A 17627-nucleotide genomic window follows, 5' to 3' on the forward strand; every position below is an offset into this window, starting at 1 on the left:
AGCTTGTATATAGACCCGCCCGCGGCTCAGGCCTGTTCGCCTCGCGCATCACCCGAAAACCGGCAGCCCAGGCGATAACGTGAGGCCGGATGAATGAAGCGCGCGTAGGTCACCGCTATCTTGTCGGCGGTCCAGGTACGGCGCAGCAGCACCAGACAAGGCTCGGTCGCCTCGATCTCCAGCAACTCGGCCTCTCGGCGCGTGGGCAGCGAGGCATCGACGATGTGCTCGACCTCGTACTGCGGGTGATTGCGCAGCAGGTATTGCGACGGCAGGATCTTGCTGAAGTCCTGCTCCAGAAAATCCTCGGCAATCGCCGGGTTCACGTAGCGGTCTTCCAACTGCACCGGCACACCGTTTTCCCGGTGCAGACACAGCACACGCAGCACGGACGCCCCCGGAGACAGATTCATCGAACTGGACACCACGGCGGGTGCGGTTTCACGCCCGGCATAGATCACCTTGTACGAATACTCATGTCCACGCGCGCGCACCTCGTCACCAATGTGCGCAATCATCAACAAGGTCGATTGCGGCTTGGCCTCGGCGACGAAGGTGCCCACTGCCGCCAGCCGGGTCAACATGCCCTCAGCAGTCAGTTCGCGGATTGCCCGGTTGACGGTCATGCGCGACACGCCCACCAAGTCCACCAAAGCGTTTTCGGACGGAATGCGCTGGCCCGCTGCCCACTCGCCCGACTGCACACGCGAACGAACGTAGTCTTTCACCTGTTCATAACGCGCAACTGGCTCTTCGAGCTTGGCGACTTTCACTATGCGTGGTGTGGAAGGCTTGCTTACCCCAACACCGCCCCCGACACCACGACCAGCCTTGGCGTTGTCAGCAGCCGCAGACTTGGCCTCGCTCATGCAGCGGCTCCCAAGGCCTCGGTCAAGGCCTTGATGAAGTGCGCGTTGTCGCTTGCACTGCCAATCGACACGCGGATGAAGCGTTCGTAACCCGCTTCCTTCCAGGGCTTGATGATCACGCCGTGCGACAGCAAGGCTTCCGCCACCGGGCCATTGGGCCGGCCCAGATCGATGAACAAGAAATTGGCAGCAGACGGTGCCACGGTCAGACCCATGGCTTTCAATTGTTTGGCCATGACCTCACGTTGGCGCACGGTGTCGGTCACCGAGTAATTCATGTGCTCGACGTCCGACCACGCCGCCAACGCAGCACGCTGCGCAGCAATGTTCACATTGAACGGTGTACGCACGCGGTCAAGCAAGGACACGACAACGTTGTCCGACGCAATGCCATAGCCCACCCGCAAGCCGGCCAGGCCCCAGGCCTTCGAGAAGGTGCGCAGCACAATCCACGGGCGATGCTGCTCGTGAAGAATCTTCAAGGCGTCGGGGAAGCCTTCAGCCAGGCTGGCGTATTCGAAGTAGGCCTCGTCGATGACCAACAAGGTGTCATCCGGCGCGGCATCGATGATGCGACGGAATTGCGCTTCGTCGACCATGCAGCCCACGGGGTTCGACGGGTTGCTGAGCAAGACCATTTTGGTAGGCGCAGTCAAAGCCGCACACCAGGCGTCCACGTCGAATTCCAGCGCCTCGGTTACCGGCACCATGGTGACTGTCGCCCCCATCATGCGCGGATAGATCTCGTGCAGGCCGAAGGACGGAATCAGCGTGACGGCCCGGTCGCCCGGCGACAGGAAAGCCTGGCACAAGAGTTCCAGCAGGTTTTCCGACCCGTTGCCTACCACGATGCGATCCGCAGCCAGGCCAAGCCGGCTGCCGATGGCTTCGCGCAGCTCGGTGCTGGCCGCGTCGGGATAGACGCCGATGCCACTCACCAGATCCACCAGCGCCCGCGCCACCGCCGGACTCGCCCCAGCCGGATTTTCGTTGCTGGCCAGACGCGAGATGCGCGTCACGCCGTAGCGCTGACGCACGGCGTCGCTCGACAGGCCCGCGTTGTACATGGGCAGGTCGGCCACTTCGCTGCGCGCCAGGTGCGACGCGGTGGATTCGGCAGGCGTGGAAATCGGCTCGGGGGTCGTGGCGGTCATGGGTTATCCGTGGTGACTGGGAAGCACGGCGCGCAAGGCATCCGGCCAGGTATTGCGAAGCGCCCAGCATCGCATGCTTTCGATGTCGGTCGCCAGGTAGCGGTCTTGATCGAGGAAGGCAACGTCGCGACGGATACCGTCGAACTCGGCTTCGATCGCATCCGAGCTGCGCAGCGGGCGCTGGAATTCCATGCCCTGCGCCGCCGCCATCGCCTCGATGCCGACCACCACAGCCGTATTGTTCACCATATCGGCCAGTCGGCGGGCACCGAATGTGGCCATCGACACGTGGTCTTCCTGATTGGCAGACGTCGGCAGGCTGTCCACGCTGGCCGGATGCGCCAGGGACTTGTTTTCCGATGCCAGTGCGGCAGCGGTCACTTGCGCAATCATGAAGCCCGAATTCAGGCCGCCATCACGCACCAGGAACGGCGGCAGGCCCGACAGACCGGTGTCCAGCAACAAGGCCATGCGGCGCTCGGAGATTGCACCGATTTCCGCGATTGCCACCGCCAGGGTATCCGCAGCGAAGGCCACGGGTTCCGCGTGGAAGTTGCCGCCCGAGATCACGTCACCTTCGGCAGAGAACACCAGCGGGTTGTCCGACGCGGCATTGGCCTCGATGGTCAGAATGCGCGCAGCGTGGCGCAGGTTGTCCAGGCAAGCGCCCATCACCTGGGGCACGCAGCGAATCGAATACGGGTCTTGCACACGACCGCAGTGCGCATGCGAGGGCACAATCGCACTGCCCTCGAAAATGCCGCGCAGCACACGCGCCACGTCGATCTGCCCCACTTGGCCACGGGCTTCGTGAATGCGGGCGTCCAGCGGTGCCACCGAGCCCTTGATGGCTTCCAGCGACAGGGCACCAGCAACCAGGCCAGCGGCGAACACGTTCTCGGCCCCGAACAGACCGGCCAATGCCAAGCCGGTCGATACCTGTGTGCCATTCAGCAAGGCCAGACCTTCTTTCGGGCCAAGAACGAAGGGTTCCAGACCCAGGCTGCGCATGGCTTCCGCACCATCGACCACACGGCCATCGGCAAGCTTTGCCTGACCTTCGCCGATCAACACGCATGCCAAGTGCGCCAGCGGTGCCAGGTCACCCGAAGCGCCTACCGAACCTTTGGCCGGAATGCGCGGCAAGACGTTGGCGTTGGCCATGGCCAGCAGTGCGTCAACGACTTCGGGCCGCACACCGGAATGGCCACGTGCCAGGCTGATCGCCTTGGTCGCCAGGATCAGTCGCACCACGCCGTCAGGCAAGGCGTCGCCCGTGCCGACCGCATGCGAGATCACCAGGTTGCGTTGCAACTGCGCCAGCTTGTCGTTCGCAATCGACGTATTGGCCAACTTGCCGAAACCGGTGTTGATGCCGTAGACCACCCGATTCTCTGCCACGATCGCCGAGACGGTGTCACGGGCACGGGCAATCGCCTCGTAAGCGGCGGGTACCAGCGACAGGCTCAGCGGTGCCAGATACAGACGACGCAGATCGGCCAGGGTGACGTGACCGGGGTCGAGTACCAGCGAGGTGGACAGAGAAGCAGAGGAGGTCATGGGGAGCCTGCCAAAGAGGAAACGGATGGAGGGAGACAGCGATACGACGAGGCGAGAAACCGGTGAAGACCACTTTTCAAGCCGTCATTTGCGAACTAGTATATACCGCTCGTTTTCAAAAAACGATAGCGATTTCCGGTGTGTTTTCCCGCATCGAGAAAAATCGCTATGACGTTTTTTTGTTGTATATACTTCGCCAAAACCCAGATCCGGCGACGCCAGCGCCCGCAGCTCGATGCGCCCCGCACACCGCCATTTTCCAGAGAAAAACGATGAGCAATTCCACCCAGATCGATCCTCGCCTCGACGAAAGCCGTGTCATCCGGGCACCGCGCGGCAGCGAAAAAACCTGCAAGAGCTGGCTGACCGAAGCCGCCTATCGCATGATCCAGAACAACCTGGATGCAGAGGTCGCCGAGCACCCGCAGGCGCTGGTGGTCTATGGTGGTATTGGTCGTGCGGCGCGCAACTGGGCCTGCTATGACCAGATCCTGGCCTCGCTGAAAGACCTGAACGACGACGAGACGCTGCTGGTGCAGTCCGGCAAGCCGGTGGGCGTGTTCCGCACCCACGCCGACGCGCCGCGCGTGCTGATCGCCAATTCCAACTTGGTGCCGCACTGGGCCAACTGGGAACACTTCCACGAGCTGGATCGCAAGGGTTTGATGATGTATGGCCAGATGACCGCTGGCAGCTGGATCTACATCGGCAGCCAGGGCATCGTCCAGGGCACCTACGAAACTTTCTATTCGGTCGCCAATCAGCACTTCGACGGCAAGCCCGCTGGCCGCTGGATTCTGACCGGCGGTCTGGGTGGCATGGGTGGCGCGCAGCCGCTGGCCGCCACCATGGCCGGCTTCTCGATGCTGGCCGTGGAATGCGACGAAACCCGCATCGACATGCGCCTGAAGACGCGTTACCTGGACAAGAAGGCCAGCACGCTGGATGAAGCGCTGGCCATGATCGAAGCAGCCAAACAGCAAGGCAAAGCGATCTCGGTCGGCCTGCTGGGCAACGCCGCCACCGTGTTCACGGAACTGGTGGATCGCGGCATCACCCCCGACGTGGTCACCGACCAGACCAGCGCGCACGACCCGATGCACGGCTACCTGCCCGAAGGCTGGACCGTGGCCGACTGGAAGGCACGCCAGAAGTCCGACCCCGACAGCATCGTGCTGCCAGCCAAGCAGTCGATGGCCAAACACGTGCGCGCCATGCTGGCCCTGCAAAGCGCTGGTGCCGCCACGCTGGATTACGGCAACAACATCCGCCAGGTCGCCTTCGACATGGGCGTGGAAAACGCGTTTGATTTCCCCGGCTTCGTGCCTGCCTACATCCGCCCGCTGTTCTGCGAAGGCAAGGGCCCGTTCCGCTGGGTGGCGCTGTCTGGCGACCCGGAAGATATCTACAAGACCGACGCCAAGGTCAAGGAACTGATTCCCGACGACGCCCACCTGCACAACTGGCTGGACATGGCGCGCGAACGCATCTCCTTCCAGGGCCTGCCGGCGCGTATCTGCTGGGTTGGCGTGAAAGACCGCTATCGCCTGGCGCTGGCCTTCAACGAAATGGTGCGCAACGGTGAACTGAAAGCGCCCATCGTGATCGGCCGTGACCACCTGGACACCGGATCGGTGGCCAGCCCCAACCGCGAAACCGAATCCATGATGGACGGCTCGGACGCGGTCAGCGATTGGCCCTTGTTGAATGCCCTGCTGAACACCGCAGGCGGCGCCACCTGGGTGTCCTTGCACCACGGTGGTGGTGTGGGCATGGGCTTCAGCCAGCACTCTGGCGTGGTGATCGTCTGCGACGGTACGGAAGCTGCCGACCGCCGCCTGGAACGCGTGCTGTTCAACGACCCGGCAACTGGCGTCATGCGCCACGCCGACGCCGGTTACGAGCTGGCCAAGCAGACCGCCCGCGACGCAGGCCTGAACCTGCCGATGCTGGATCGCTGAGCATGACGGCCTCCTTCACCCCGATCCCGTGGGAGGCCCTGCGGGCCGCCCCGTGGAAGAACGGCGGCGGCGTCACCCGCGAGATCGCGGCCTACCCTGCCGGCAGCGACACCAGCAACTTCACGTGGCGCGTAAGCGTTGCCGACATCGATGCTGGCGGCCCGTTCTCGACCTTTCCGGGCATCGACCGCAACCTGGTGCTGCTGTCCGGCAAGGGCATGGAACTGGTACACGACGACGGCAAGGTATACCGCCTGGACCAGCCGATGGACATCGCGCGCTTTGCAGGCGAAACCGCCATCTCGGCCAAGTTGTTCGACGGCCCAACCCGCGACCTGAACGTGATGGTGCGCCGTGAACACGGCAGCGCCACGGTGCAGGCACTGAGCGCGCCGGCCGACGTCAATCTGGCGGGCACGACCGTGCTGCTGTATTGCGTCCACGGCGACATTCTGGTGACGCTCGACGGTGCCGATCCGATCACGCTTGCGCCCGGCGCGACATTGCCGGTGGACGTGGCCCTTGCCAAGCGCTGCGGCATTGCGGGGAACGGCTACGTCCTGTTCATCACGATTACGCTGCGCCAAGAACCTTGAAGGACACCATGACCGATACCGTCTGGCACAACCTGCATCTCTGTCCCGATGGCGATCCCGGCCAGGTCGTGCGCGACGCAGCCATCGTCACGCAAGACGGCCGCATTGCCTGGATCGGGCTGCTTACTGAGTTGCCCGGCAACTACGCCACCCTGCCCCGCCAGGACCTGAACGGCCACTGGGTCACGCCTGGCCTGGTCGACTGCCACACCCACCTGGTTTATGCCGGTGACCGCGCCGACGAATTTGCGCAACGCCTGGCAGGTGTCAGCTACGAAGAGATCGCGCGACGCGGCGGCGGCATCCTGTCCACCGTGCGCGCCACCCGCGAGGCCAACGAAGCCACGTTGTTCGCGCAGTCCGCAAAGCGCCTTGAAGCCATGCTTGCGCAAGGCGTCACGGCCGTTGAGATCAAGTCCGGTTATGGCCTGGATCTGGATTCCGAGCGCAAAATGCTGCGTGTGGCCCGCCAGTTGGGCGAGCGCTACCCAGTCACGGTCTACACCACCTTCCTGGGCGCGCATGCCTTGCCCAAGGAATATGCGGGTCGCGCCGACGACTACATCACCGAAGTCTGCGAACAGATGCTGCCCGCCTTGGCGGCAGAAAATCTGGTCGATGCAGTGGACGTGTTCTGTGAAGGCATCGGCTTCTCGCTGGCGCAAAGCCAGCGCGTCTTCGAAGCAGCCGAACGTCACGGCCTGCCGGTGAAGATGCACGCCGAACAACTGTCCAACCTGGGCGGAGCCGCGCTTGCGGCCAAGCACCATGCGCTGTCATCCGACCACCTGGAATTCCTGGACGAAGCCGGCGTGATCGCCATGCGCGATGCAGGCAGCGTGGCCGTGCTCTTGCCCGGTGCCTACTACTTCATCCGCGAAACCCAACTGCCGCCCATCGCACTGCTGCGCCAGCATGGCGTGCCGATTGCCATCTCGACCGACTGCAACCCCGGCACCTCGCCCAGCACCTCGTTGCCGCTGATGATGAACATGGGCGCCACCCTGTTCCGCATGACCGTGCCGGAATTGCTGGCAGGCGTGACCACCGTCGCCGCCCAGGCCCTGGGCAAGGCCGAGGAACATGGCCGGATAGCAGTAGGCAGGTCAGCAGACTTTGCCGTCTGGAACGTGTCGAACCTGGCCGAACTCGTCTACTGGATCGGCCGACCGCTGTGCGAACGGGTCGTGCGGCACGGCAAGACTGCGTACTTGGCAGGCGCTTGATGCGTTAAGTCACTGTGCCTTTGTTGTACTGCTGAGCATTACACTCAAGGGCACAGTGCCGATCCCGCATCCGAAAAAAGACTTGCCGATAGGTACGGTACGAAGCGCCCTCAAGCAAGCCGGTCTACTCTGAGGAATGCAGACAGTGCTCTACCCAATCTATGTTCACAAGGAAGCGGAAAGCGCCTACGGCGTGATCTTTCCGGATTTTCCTGGCTGCTTTTCTGCCGCCGACGAGGCCCATGACATTGCACGCATGGCGCAGGAGGCCGTTGAGGCGCACTTCAATGATGACGATGCGCCGATCCCGTTGCCTAGCGCACCGGACGCCTGGATGAATGATCCGGACTATCAGGGTGGTTTCTGGATGATGGTCGACATCGACCTGTCGAAGGTGAAAGCCAAAGCGGTTCGCCTGAATATCAGCCTGCCTGAAAACCTGGTCCAACGAATCGATGCAGCGGCGAAAGCGCGCCATCTGAGCCGGTCGGCCTTTCTTGCGCTGGCGGCTACACGCGAAATGGCGGATCACTGAAGCAGTACATGTTGGGCAGCGCTTTCTAAACAATCCGCCCACCCTGCTCGCGCAGATAGCGGTACACCGTGGTGCGTGACACCCCCAGGTTGCGTGAGGTCTGGCTTACGCTGTGACCCGTGCGCTCGAACTCTGACACCACGCGCTGCAAGGCGGCTTGCTGCAACGCCGAATGCCCGGGCGACTCGACTGCAGCGGTCGGACACAGGCTCGCAAAATCATCGATGTTCAAATGCCGGGTGGCATGCATCAGCAAGGCACGTGTCAGCACCGCGCGCAGTTCACGCATGTTGCCGCGCCAGGGCAGGCGCGACAGTTGTGCTACGGCTTCATCAGAAATGCTGGCCATCGGGTCGATTGCCGCCAATACGTTGCGGGTAACCGCGGCGAAATCTTCGCGTGCACGCAAGGGCGGCAGCGCCAGGCGCACGACGTTCAGGCGGTGCAGCAAGTCTGCGCGAAAGCGTCTGGCTGCGACTTCGGCATCCAGATCGGCATGGGTGGCCGCTAGCAGTTGCACATCGACATGACGGGCAGTGCGGCCGCCGACCGGGCGCACCAGTCGGTCGTCCAGAAAGCGCAGTAATGCCGCCTGAAGCAACAAGGGCAATTCAACAATCTCGTCCAGCAGCAAGGTGCCGCCGTCGGCGCTTTCGATCAGGCCGGAGCTGCCGTCACGCCGCGCGCCGGTGAATGCACCGCCTACGTAGCCGAACAGCTCGGCCTCGAACAATTCCGCAGGCAAGGCCCCGCAATTCACCGCCACAAACGCCCCGTTGCGACCACTGCTGGCGTGGGCATGGCGTGCCAGCAATTCCTTGCCGGTGCCGGTCTCGCCGTGGATCAGGATCGGTACACGCATCCGCACGGCGGCCTCGGCCATGCGCAAGGTGGCGACAACGGCGGGATCGTCCGCCACCATGGGGATGGTCGTTTGCGCTGACAGTGCAGATGCCTGCGACGCACGTGTCCGCGATGAAGCGGAGCCAGTTGTGGAGGCAGGTGCGTACGTCGGATCAGATCCGGGATTGGATGTGGGGTGCGATGCGAGGTTGGATGCAGGGCTGAATACCGGACTGGATATCGACGCAGATGCTGTCACCGGCGCAGACACAAACCCTGCATTCACCGCCGGACTGACCACCGCCGCTGCCGCCCTCGCGCCCCCCACCCGGCTCACCGCCAGCATGCTGCCCAACACATCCCGCAGCCGCACTTCATCCTCGTGCATCAAGCGCGCCGAAAAACGCGCAAACGGTTCATCGAAAATCCGCTCGAAGGGTGTGCCCAGGCTCAACGACAAACCCGACAACAAGCCCTGTGCGCGCGCATTCATCGCGCTGACATGCCCAATGGCATCGAAGGCAATCATGCCGCAACCGAGTGTCGCCAGAAACTCCACACGCGGGTGAATCGCCATCACCAGGTGCCCGCGCATCTGCTCGGCCAACAGCAGGTTTTCCACATGCATGGCCGACATGCGCACCAGGGCCTGTGTATGTCGTTGCCGGGATTCCACATAGGACGACGCGTCCAGCACCCCCAGTACTCTGCCCTGCCCGTCGTGGATGGGTGCAGCGGTACAGGAGATGTCGCCGTACTTCAGGAAGAAATGCTCGTCGCCGGTAATCGACACGGGCCGCCCCATGGCCAATGCCGTACCCAGTCCATTGGTGCCGCAGTGCGCTTCGGCCCAGCAACTGCCCACGACGATATCTGCCGACGAGCCGCTGCTGCGAAACCGGTTGTCCGCAAACAGATCCAGGATCACGCCTTCCGCGTCGGCAAAGGCCAGCAGGAAGTTGGACCCGGCAATCTGCTGGAACAAGGTTTCGATCTCAGCAAGCGCAAGCCGCCTGACCGAGGCCAGGTTCTCACGCCGGCGCAGCAGCTCATGTCCTTCGATCACCCTGGGTGCAGGTGGCCGTGCCGGATCAAGCTGCCGGGCAACGCAGCGCGCCCAGCTGTCGAGCACATCGGGCGATGCGGGGCTTGACGCAAACCCAGTCGGACATGCCTGACCGTTCGCGCGCGTAGCCGGTGTCTGGGCGAACGAACGCGCGGTAGGGGGTGCCATGCTGCTCTCCTCGCGAGTGCGGTGACCGCACCCGTCGCATTTCTTATTTTTGTGCGGCGTTTCACTGGGTGTTAATCACCGCCTGCTCAGCCAAGGTAGCAGGCAGCCCTGGCGTCGGCAACTGCACAGAAACTGGACAGTGCACCGCCTGCTTGAGCTGGAAATGAACGATTTCCCAGCGCAGACCGGCTTGGTTGCCCAGGCAATCGCGTGATCGTATTCGGGTAAGTCCCGGATGGCACAGGCGTTGCATCGATCGCATCGCCGGTCACGCGGTCACTGCCGGCCACACCGACATCACAACATCACGGGGACATCAGCATGCTTCACGGAATCACCAGGCATCTTGGCGCGGGCGTGGCCGCCACGCTTCTCATTGCAGCCGCCCTTCCGGTTGCCGCACAGCAGCAAAATATCGAAAAGCTCAAGCAGATGAAAGTGTCGGGCACCGACCCGAACATCCCCACGGTGGCCCAGGACGGCAAGGACGCCGCCCAACTGCGCGAGAACCTGAAGCGCATCAAAATGCCGCCAGGGTTCAAGATCGACCTGTATGCCGTGGTGCCGGACGCGCGTTCGATTGCCGTGGCTCCTTCAACCAATATGCTGTTCGTCGGCACACGCAAGACCAAGGTCTGGGCCGTCACCAACCGCACGGGCGGGGCCACCGCAACCGAGGTCAAAGAGTTCGCGCCCTCGCTCAAGTTCCGCAATCCGAATGCGGTGTGCTGGACCCGTGACGGCTTCCTGATCGTGGTGGAAAGCAACCGCGTCTATACCTTCCCGGCAGCCGAATTCTTCTACGAAGGCGCAGACGTCGCGGTCGGTGAAGTGGTGGCCCAAGGCGCGCTGATTCCGCCAGAAGAAGAATCCTTCAACCACAGTGGACGCGTCTGCCGCATCGGCCCCGACAACAAGCTCTACATCACGCTTGGCCAACCCTTCAATGTGCAGCCGCGTGAAAAGCTCGAGCTGTATACCAAGACCGGCATTGGCGGCATCGTTCGCATGAACCAGGATGGCACCGGCCGCGAAGTCTTCGCCACCGGCATCCGCAATTCCGTGGGCATGGACTTCAACCCCAAAGACAAGACACTCTGGTTCACCGACAACCAGACCGATGGCATGGGTGACGACATCCCACTGGGCGAAATCAACCGCGCCACTCAGGCGGGCCAGTTCTTCGGCTACCCCTACATCGTGGCCGACACCCGCATCACCGAGAACGGCTACGACAAGGACACGATCCCCGCTGATGCGGTCAACCCGCAGGTCAAGACCGACGCCCACGCCGCCGACCTGGGCATGGCCTTCTATGTCGGCAAGCAATTCCCCGCCGCATATCAGAACGGCTTCTTCTCGGCGCAGCACGGCTCGTGGAACCGCACCAAACCCATCGGTGCACGGGTGCTGTTCACGTCTCTGAAAGCCGATGGCACTGCCGACAAGACCGAGGTGTTTGCCGAAGGCTGGCTTGATGATGAAACCGGCATCTATCGCGGACGCCCGGTCGACGTGGCCATTGCCAAGGACGGCTCGCTGCTGGTCTCGGACGACTATGCGGGTGCGATCTATCGCATCACCTACAGCGGCCAATAAGGACAGGCGATGCGACAGCGACGTTTTCTGATCGCGCTGACGCTCGCCGCCTGTGCGACATCACCGGCCTTCGCGGGTGATGTCGTGCTCGGCAAGCAGAAAGCCATTTCGTGTGCTGCCTGTCACGGACAACAAGGTCTGTCGACCGTGCCCGATGCGCCCAACCTGGCAGGCCAACCAGAGCTTTACGTGGTTACGCAGTTGAAGGCCTACCGAAGCGGTACACGTCGACACGAGGTCATGAACCTGATGGCCAAGCCGCTGACCGATGACGATATCGACAACCTGGCAGCATGGTTCGGGTCGCTGAAGATTCAGGTGGTGCAGTGAACGTGTGGTGAGTGCAACGCAAGCCAACATGCAACCCAGATAAAAAAACCGCCCCTGACGAGCGCTCGACAGGGGCGGTTTCTTTTTTCTGGCTTTGCTTGTGCTTACGTCAGCGCCACTTACTTCGCCTCTGGCAATGCCCAGGCAATGATGCTGTCGCCCCGTTTGGTCGGGATGCGATCATGGCCGCCGACCACCATCACGATGTACTGGCGTCCACCGCTCATGTAGCTCATCGGCGCGGCTTGCGCGCCAGCCGGCAGGCGGGTTTCAAACAACATCTCGCCAGTCTCGCTGTTGAATACACGCATGAATTGGTCAAGCGCTGCGCCGATGATGGTCACCCCACCACCAGTGATCAAACCACCACTGGCGCTGGGCGTACCGACCTCGAACTTGGTGCGGGTGGGGATGCCCATCGGGCCGCTGTCGTAACCAGTACCGAAGGGGCGGCTCCACATCACTTCCGTGGTGCGCAGATCAATACCCGAGATGAAGCCCCAGGGCGGCGCGATGCACGGCTGATTGAACACCGACATCCACGGCCCCTTGGTGGCACCGTAGGGCTGGCCCACCTGCACGCGATAGCCCTTGCTGTTGCCCGGCGCTTCTTGGAAAGACTTGGCACCCAAGGCGTCGAGTTCAGCGCGCGGTACCAGGCTCTGCATGTAGGGCAGACGCTGGGTGTTCATGATCAGCAGGCCGCGCTGCGGATCGACCATCACACCACCCCAATTGGAGGCACCGTGGTGACCAGGGAAGATCACGCTGTTCTGGTTGACCACTGGCGGCGTGAAGATGCCGTCGTAACGCGCCTGCACAAACTCCGTGCGGCAAATCATCTGATCAAAGGGCGTCAGGCCCCACGCGTTGGCTTCCGTCAGGACTTCGAATTCCTTGCTCGGGCGACCGGCGGTATTGGGCATCTGCAGCGACAGCGGCTGCGTCGGTGCCGTGTAATCGCCCGGTGCGGTGCCCTGGGGCACGGCGACTTCGGTTACCGGCAGGACCGGCTCGCCGGTCTTGCGGTCGAGCACATAGATCTGACCCGACTTGGTCGCCTGGATCACCGACGGACGCGGCCCGTTGGGCGACGGGAAGTCCACCAGCGCAGGGGTCGGGCTCAGGTCGTAGTCCCACAGGTCGTGGTGGACGGTCTGGAAGTGCCAGCGCACGTCGCCAGTGGCGGCGTCGATGGCAACCAGTGCAGAGCTGTACTGCTCTTCCAGCTTGCGGCGGGTGCCGCCGTAGAAGTCGCCCGCCGAGTTGCCGGTGGTGACGTAGACCAGACCGAGTTCGTCATCGGCGGACAGTGGTGCCCACGAATTGGGCGTACTGTCGGTGTAGAACTCGCCGGGCGCGGGTTGCGTCTTCACCCCCGGACGTTCCATGTCCCATGCCCAGCGGAAAGCACCGGTGCGGGCGTCGAAGCCACGCACCACACCCGACGGTGCCGGACGCACATCCGAGTCGATCACTTGCTGGCCCGTGATGATGGTGCCACGAACGATGGTCGGTGCCGAAGTGATGGCGGTCGATCCAGGGCGGAAGTTGCCCAGGCCGCCTTTCAGATCGACAAAACCGGCCACGCCGAAGTCTTCGCACGACTTGCCAGTCTTGGCATCGACAGCGCCCAGACGCATGTCGGTGGTGCCCCAGATGATGCGCTGTGCGCACATCTGGCCGGCAGTGGCACCGGGCACTTCGTAGTACGACACGCCACGGCAATTGGCACCGCCACCAGCCAGGTAGACCGGGTCGACCTTGGAGTCGAAGCGCCAGTTTTCCTTGCCACTGCGCGCATCAACGGACACGATGATCTGCTTGGGCGTGCAGGTATAAAGCGAGTCACCAATCTTCAACGGCGTAGAGGCGTTGATATACGAGATTTTCTCGCCCGGCTTCTTGACGTCACCGTGGTGATATTCCCAGACCTTTTCAAGCTTGCCAGCGTTGGCGGGCGTGACTTGTGCCGCAGCCGAGAAATGATTGCCCAGGTTCGACCCAGCGTAGGACGTCCAGTTGGTGTCGTCGTGGCTGGCCGCGACGTTGCCATCGGGCGAGACCACGGTAGACCGACTGAATGTGTCTTTGGGGCGCGCCGATACCAACTCCGGCTTGGCGAGATGAACGGTGTTCGGGAAGAACAGCGGCACCAGGATCAACCCCGCCATGACACCGGGCAAGCCAAGGGTGATGCCGAAGTAACTGGCGATGCCAACCCCGGCGAAGCGACGGCGTACCACCGGCCAGAACAGCGCCAGCAGGCCACCGACGATGGCCAGCCAGCCCAGGCGCGGGATGTACGCCCAGCCGTTGTAGCCGGACTCCCAGATGGCCCACAGAATGGTCACCAATGAGGCCGCACCGAACAGCCACAAACCGGCACGGCGGGCCTTGATGAACAGAACGCCGGACACGATAAGTGCCAGACCCATTGCCACGTAATACGGCGAGCCACCCGCCACCAGGAGCTTGCCGCCCCAGAATGCCAAGGCGGCACCCAGTATCACTATCAGCCCTGCGTAGAGCGCAAAAAGCCATCCCCCCACCCGTGATGGAGGGTGCTGTTTTTCAGAAGTCATCGATGTTTTTCCAGATCTCGTAGCGGACGTGCAAAACCCAAGTCTTATATATGACTGGGCGTGCCGGCATTTTTCCACAGGCACTCTGACGAATAACAAGACTGTGCGAAACCGGCGTGCTTATTGGAGATGGAGTCCATCTCGCTTAGGCAGGCATTACCCAAGCAGATAATCGGCATCACGATCCACACACGCAAAAAATCTCTAAATCCAGATACTCGGGTGATAATCCTGCATGTCCTGGAAAACCGATCCCGTCACGCTGCGTTATTTTGTTGCCGTCTGCGAAGAAGGTGCGATCGCCCACGCCGCCGAACGCGAATTCATCGCGGCGTCGGCCATCAGCAAACGTATTGCGGAAATGGAGGCCGACATCGGCACGCCCCTGCTGTTGCGCAGCCAGCGTGGCGTGGTGCCCACCGTGGCTGGCAAAGCCTTGCTGCGCCATGCGCGCCACGTGCTGCAAGGCATCGACCACATGCATGCCGAGATGCGGGAACACGGTCAAGGAGCGCGCGGCGTGGTCAGGGTATTGGCGAATATCTCGTCAATAGCCGGAAGCCTGCCTGACACACTGACGGCCTTTTTGCTTGCGCATCCGAAGATCCGCGTGGAAGTCGATGCGCCGGTCAGTGCAGAGATCGTGCGCGGCGTCGCGGAAGGTGAAGCTGACATCGGCATCTGCCGCGACGTGGTCGATACATCAGGCCTGGAGGTCTTCCCGCATCACCCTGACCACCTGATGCTGGCGGTGCTCCGCACCCACCCGCTGGCGTCGCAGACACAGGTCGATTTTGTCGACACGCTGCGCTACGAACAGATCGGCGTAAACACGAATTCGCCGATTACCGCCATGCAGGTACGCATGGCAGCAAACCTGGGCCACGAACTGCAATTCCGGCTGCGTGTGGCAACCATCGATGCGGCACTGCGCGCGGTCAAGGGTGGCCTGGGGCTTGTCTTGCTGCCGCGCGAAACCTTGCGGCACTACGGCGGCATCGAAGATCTGCGCATCATCGCCTTGCGCGACGAATGGACCCGTCGGCATCTGCTGCTGTGCGTGCGCCGGGTCAACGACCTGAGCCCGGCTGCGCGCTTGCTGTTCGATGCATTACGGGCAAGCGCAGCCCAGGACGAACCCGAGCTTGGCACGCAGGGATAGGCGTCAAGCCAGACACCAATCCCTGATGATGCGTCCGTAGATATCCTTCGACGCCAGCAACAGATCCACACGGCAATATTCGTCCGTCTGATGTGCCATGTGCGCCTCACCCGGCCCCAGAATCACCGTTGGCGGATATCCCAACGCGCTGCGCAAAATCGCCGCATCGGTGAAATACGCTTCGGACCCCGCCGTCTCGCCGTCGATGCACATCTCGCACAGATAACGAATCCAGGGATCGTCCTTGTTGGTGTAGACCGCCGGTAGATCAAGCAACACTTCCAGACTGATGTCCGGCCCCAGCGCCGCGCGCAGTTGCTCGACAATTTGCTGGTGATCCTGTCCGGGCACACTGCGGATATCGATGGTGAAAGACGCCGCATCAGGCACTGAATTGACGTTGATGCCACCGATGATCGTGCCGACATTGAGTGTTGGCTTGCCCATGATGTCGTGCGGCGCAATGCCGAAGTCGAAATTCTCCATCGCCTGAAGCGCGGGCAACAGCTTGTAGATGGCGTTCTCACCATGCTGGGGCATCGATCCGTGTGCCGTCACACCTTTGCTGCTGGCACGCAGCCAGAACGCCCCCTTGTGTCCGGCCAGCGGACGGTTTGAGGTCGGCTCGGCCACCACCAATGCACCGGCCTGCCCGAGCATGGCGGCGATATCGGGCTGACGCACCAAGTGCGCCGCCCCTTCGCAGCCCGTTTCTTCGCCTGCGGTGATGATCAGGATGAGTCCTGCGGAGCTTTTCAATTCCTCGGCCAGTTCAATCGCAGCAGAGGTAAAAGCAGCTACCCCTGCTTTCATGTCGGTGGTGCCACGGCCGTACAGCTTGCCGTCCACAATGTCGCCGCCGAACGGCGCTTGCGTCCAAGGCTTGCTGCCCAGTGGAACCACATCGACATGTCCGGTGAAGACGAGCGGCAGTTTGTCCGGGCTGCTGCCGATACGCGCCACCAGGCTGGTCCGATGCGGCGCGAAGTCCACCAGCTTGCATTCGAAGCCCGATGCCGTCAGCAAGGCGGCCAGGTGATGCGTGCACTGATCTTCGTTGCCTGGAAGATTGATCGTGTCCATGCGCACCAGCGCCTGGGTCAATGCGATCGGGTCACAAGCAAATTGCATGGCAGCCTCAGCGGTAGAAATCGGGAATCTTCCGACACTTTATATCGGCGCATTCAGACGCATCGTGTCGCTTGGCGACCATCGGTCAAATGGACACAAACCACTGTCTGCAGGCCTTGAACACTTGTTCGATATTGTCTCGTTCGGCAACAAATCCCCAGTGCTGACAGGCCACCGCTGAATGCTTGGGCTACAGTCTCGAAGCCCCCGATCGGCCCGTGGGCGCATGCTTTTTGCATCGCGCGCACACCGATGACCGTCAACAAAAACAAGGACAGAACCCGTGTCTATCTCCGCCTGGATTGCCATTGCAGTCGTCGCAGTCGTGCTGGTCTATGCGATCAAGATCTATAACCAGCTGGTTCGCAATCGCAATATGACCAAGGAGGGCTGGAGCGGCATCGACGTGCAATTACGTCGTCGCTACGACCTGATTCCCAATCTGCTGGAAACGGTCAAGGGATACGCCTCGCACGAGAAAGGCGTCTTCGAGGAAGTCACCAAGCTGCGTGCGGCCGGCATGAATGCGGGATCGATCACCGATCAGGTGCAGGCAGAAAAAGCACTGACCGGCGCGCTGGGTCGCTTGTTTGCCGTGGCCGAGGCCTACCCTGACCTGAAGGCAGACGCCAATTTCCGCAGCCTGCAGGAAGAACTGTCGGAAATCGAAGACCACCTGCAGATGGCCCGCCGTTATTACAACGGCACCGCACGCGAACTCAATATCCTGGTCGAATCTTTTCCCAGTGTGCTGGTTGCGAAGTCCTTCGGTTTCAAGACCGAGCCCTATTACGAGATTGGCGACCCCGCCGCCGCAGCCGTCCCGAAAGTTGCTTTCTAAG

The 17627-nt window shown here is 62.2% G+C and carries 15 protein-coding genes; 9 read left to right on the forward strand and 6 right to left on the reverse strand.

Annotated features, from left to right (window positions below; translation table 11 throughout):
• Positions 1-26 precede the first annotated feature (26 nt).
• From hutC to hutH, 3 genes are read right to left on the reverse strand one after another with little or no spacing between them, the layout of a single operon-like run.
• Positions 27-869 (reverse strand): histidine utilization transcriptional repressor HutC, encoded by an 843-nt coding sequence (gene hutC, locus FXN63_RS19595; RefSeq protein ID WP_148816841.1) that lies wholly within the window; start codon positions 867-869, stop codon positions 27-29.
• Entirely contained in the window at positions 866-2023 is a 1158-nt protein-coding gene (locus tag FXN63_RS19600; protein ID WP_148816842.1) for a histidinol-phosphate transaminase, read from the reverse strand. Before FXN63_RS19600 ends, hutC begins: the two co-directional genes overlap by 4 nt.
• Before the next feature lie 3 nt (positions 2024-2026).
• On the reverse strand, positions 2027-3583 hold the full coding sequence (gene hutH, locus FXN63_RS19605) for a histidine ammonia-lyase (protein WP_148816843.1): 1557 nt from the start codon (positions 3581-3583) through the stop codon (positions 2027-2029).
• Between the two features lie 272 nt (positions 3584-3855).
• Between hutH and hutU the strand changes: the two genes are divergently transcribed.
• The 5 genes from hutU to FXN63_RS19630 are packed head-to-tail and all read left to right on the forward strand — an operon-like array spanning position 3856 to position 7901.
• A complete protein-coding gene (hutU, locus tag FXN63_RS19610; protein WP_148816844.1) occupies positions 3856-5544 on the forward strand; it encodes a urocanate hydratase in 1689 nt (562 codons plus the stop codon).
• A 2-nt stretch (positions 5545-5546) separates the two neighbouring features.
• Entirely contained in the window at positions 5547-6140 is a 594-nt protein-coding gene (locus FXN63_RS19615; RefSeq protein ID WP_148816845.1) for a HutD/Ves family protein, read from the forward strand.
• An 8-nt stretch (positions 6141-6148) separates the two neighbouring features.
• On the forward strand, positions 6149-7366 hold the full coding sequence (gene hutI / locus FXN63_RS19620; protein ID WP_148816846.1) for an imidazolonepropionase: 1218 nt from the start codon (positions 6149-6151) through the stop codon (positions 7364-7366).
• Positions 7367-7421: 55 nt separating this feature from the next.
• Positions 7422-7499 carry a type II toxin-antitoxin system HicA family toxin gene (locus tag FXN63_RS27115; protein WP_246165243.1) on the forward strand — a complete coding sequence of 26 codons (78 nt, stop codon included), beginning with the start codon at positions 7422-7424 and terminating at the stop codon, positions 7497-7499.
• 12 nt (positions 7500-7511) lie between these two features.
• Positions 7512-7901: a type II toxin-antitoxin system HicB family antitoxin gene (locus FXN63_RS19630; protein ID WP_148819598.1), complete on the forward strand. Its 390-nt coding sequence runs from the start codon at positions 7512-7514 to the stop codon at positions 7899-7901.
• A gap of 25 nt (positions 7902-7926) precedes the next feature.
• Here FXN63_RS19630 and FXN63_RS19635 read toward each other — a convergent pair whose 3' ends face one another.
• Entirely contained in the window at positions 7927-9978 is a 2052-nt protein-coding gene (locus FXN63_RS19635) for a sigma-54-dependent Fis family transcriptional regulator (RefSeq protein WP_148816847.1), read from the reverse strand.
• A 321-nt stretch (positions 9979-10299) separates the two neighbouring features.
• Here FXN63_RS19635 and FXN63_RS19640 point away from each other — a divergent pair, with 321 nt between their 5' ends.
• Positions 10300-11577, forward strand: coding sequence for a PQQ-dependent sugar dehydrogenase (locus tag FXN63_RS19640; RefSeq protein ID WP_148816848.1), 1278 nt, complete (start codon positions 10300-10302; stop codon positions 11575-11577).
• Positions 11578-11586: 9 nt separating this feature from the next.
• Positions 11587-11907: a c-type cytochrome gene (locus FXN63_RS19645; protein ID WP_148816849.1), complete on the forward strand. Its 321-nt coding sequence runs from the start codon at positions 11587-11589 to the stop codon at positions 11905-11907.
• Positions 11908-12026: 119 nt separating this feature from the next.
• Here the strand turns inward: FXN63_RS19645 and FXN63_RS19650 are convergent, their stop codons facing one another.
• Positions 12027-14492: a membrane-bound PQQ-dependent dehydrogenase, glucose/quinate/shikimate family gene (locus FXN63_RS19650; protein WP_148816850.1), complete on the reverse strand. Its 2466-nt coding sequence runs from the start codon at positions 14490-14492 to the stop codon at positions 12027-12029.
• Between the two features lie 235 nt (positions 14493-14727).
• Here FXN63_RS19650 and FXN63_RS19655 point away from each other — a divergent pair, with 235 nt between their 5' ends.
• Complete coding sequence (locus FXN63_RS19655) at positions 14728-15654, forward strand: LysR family transcriptional regulator (protein WP_148816851.1); 927 nt, start codon at positions 14728-14730, stop codon at positions 15652-15654.
• A gap of 3 nt (positions 15655-15657) precedes the next feature.
• Here the strand turns inward: FXN63_RS19655 and FXN63_RS19660 are convergent, their stop codons facing one another.
• Positions 15658-16785 (reverse strand): M20 family metallopeptidase, encoded by a 1128-nt coding sequence (locus tag FXN63_RS19660; protein ID WP_148816852.1) that lies wholly within the window; start codon positions 16783-16785, stop codon positions 15658-15660.
• Positions 16786-17068: 283 nt separating this feature from the next.
• Here FXN63_RS19660 and FXN63_RS19665 point away from each other — a divergent pair, with 283 nt between their 5' ends.
• Positions 17069-17626 (forward strand): LemA family protein, encoded by a 558-nt coding sequence (locus FXN63_RS19665; protein WP_222863944.1) that lies wholly within the window; start codon positions 17069-17071, stop codon positions 17624-17626.
• Position 17627 lies beyond the last annotated feature (1 nt).

It is taken from the genome of Pigmentiphaga aceris (assembly GCF_008119665.1).
Classification (GTDB): domain Bacteria; phylum Pseudomonadota; class Gammaproteobacteria; order Burkholderiales; family Burkholderiaceae_B; genus Pigmentiphaga; species Pigmentiphaga aceris.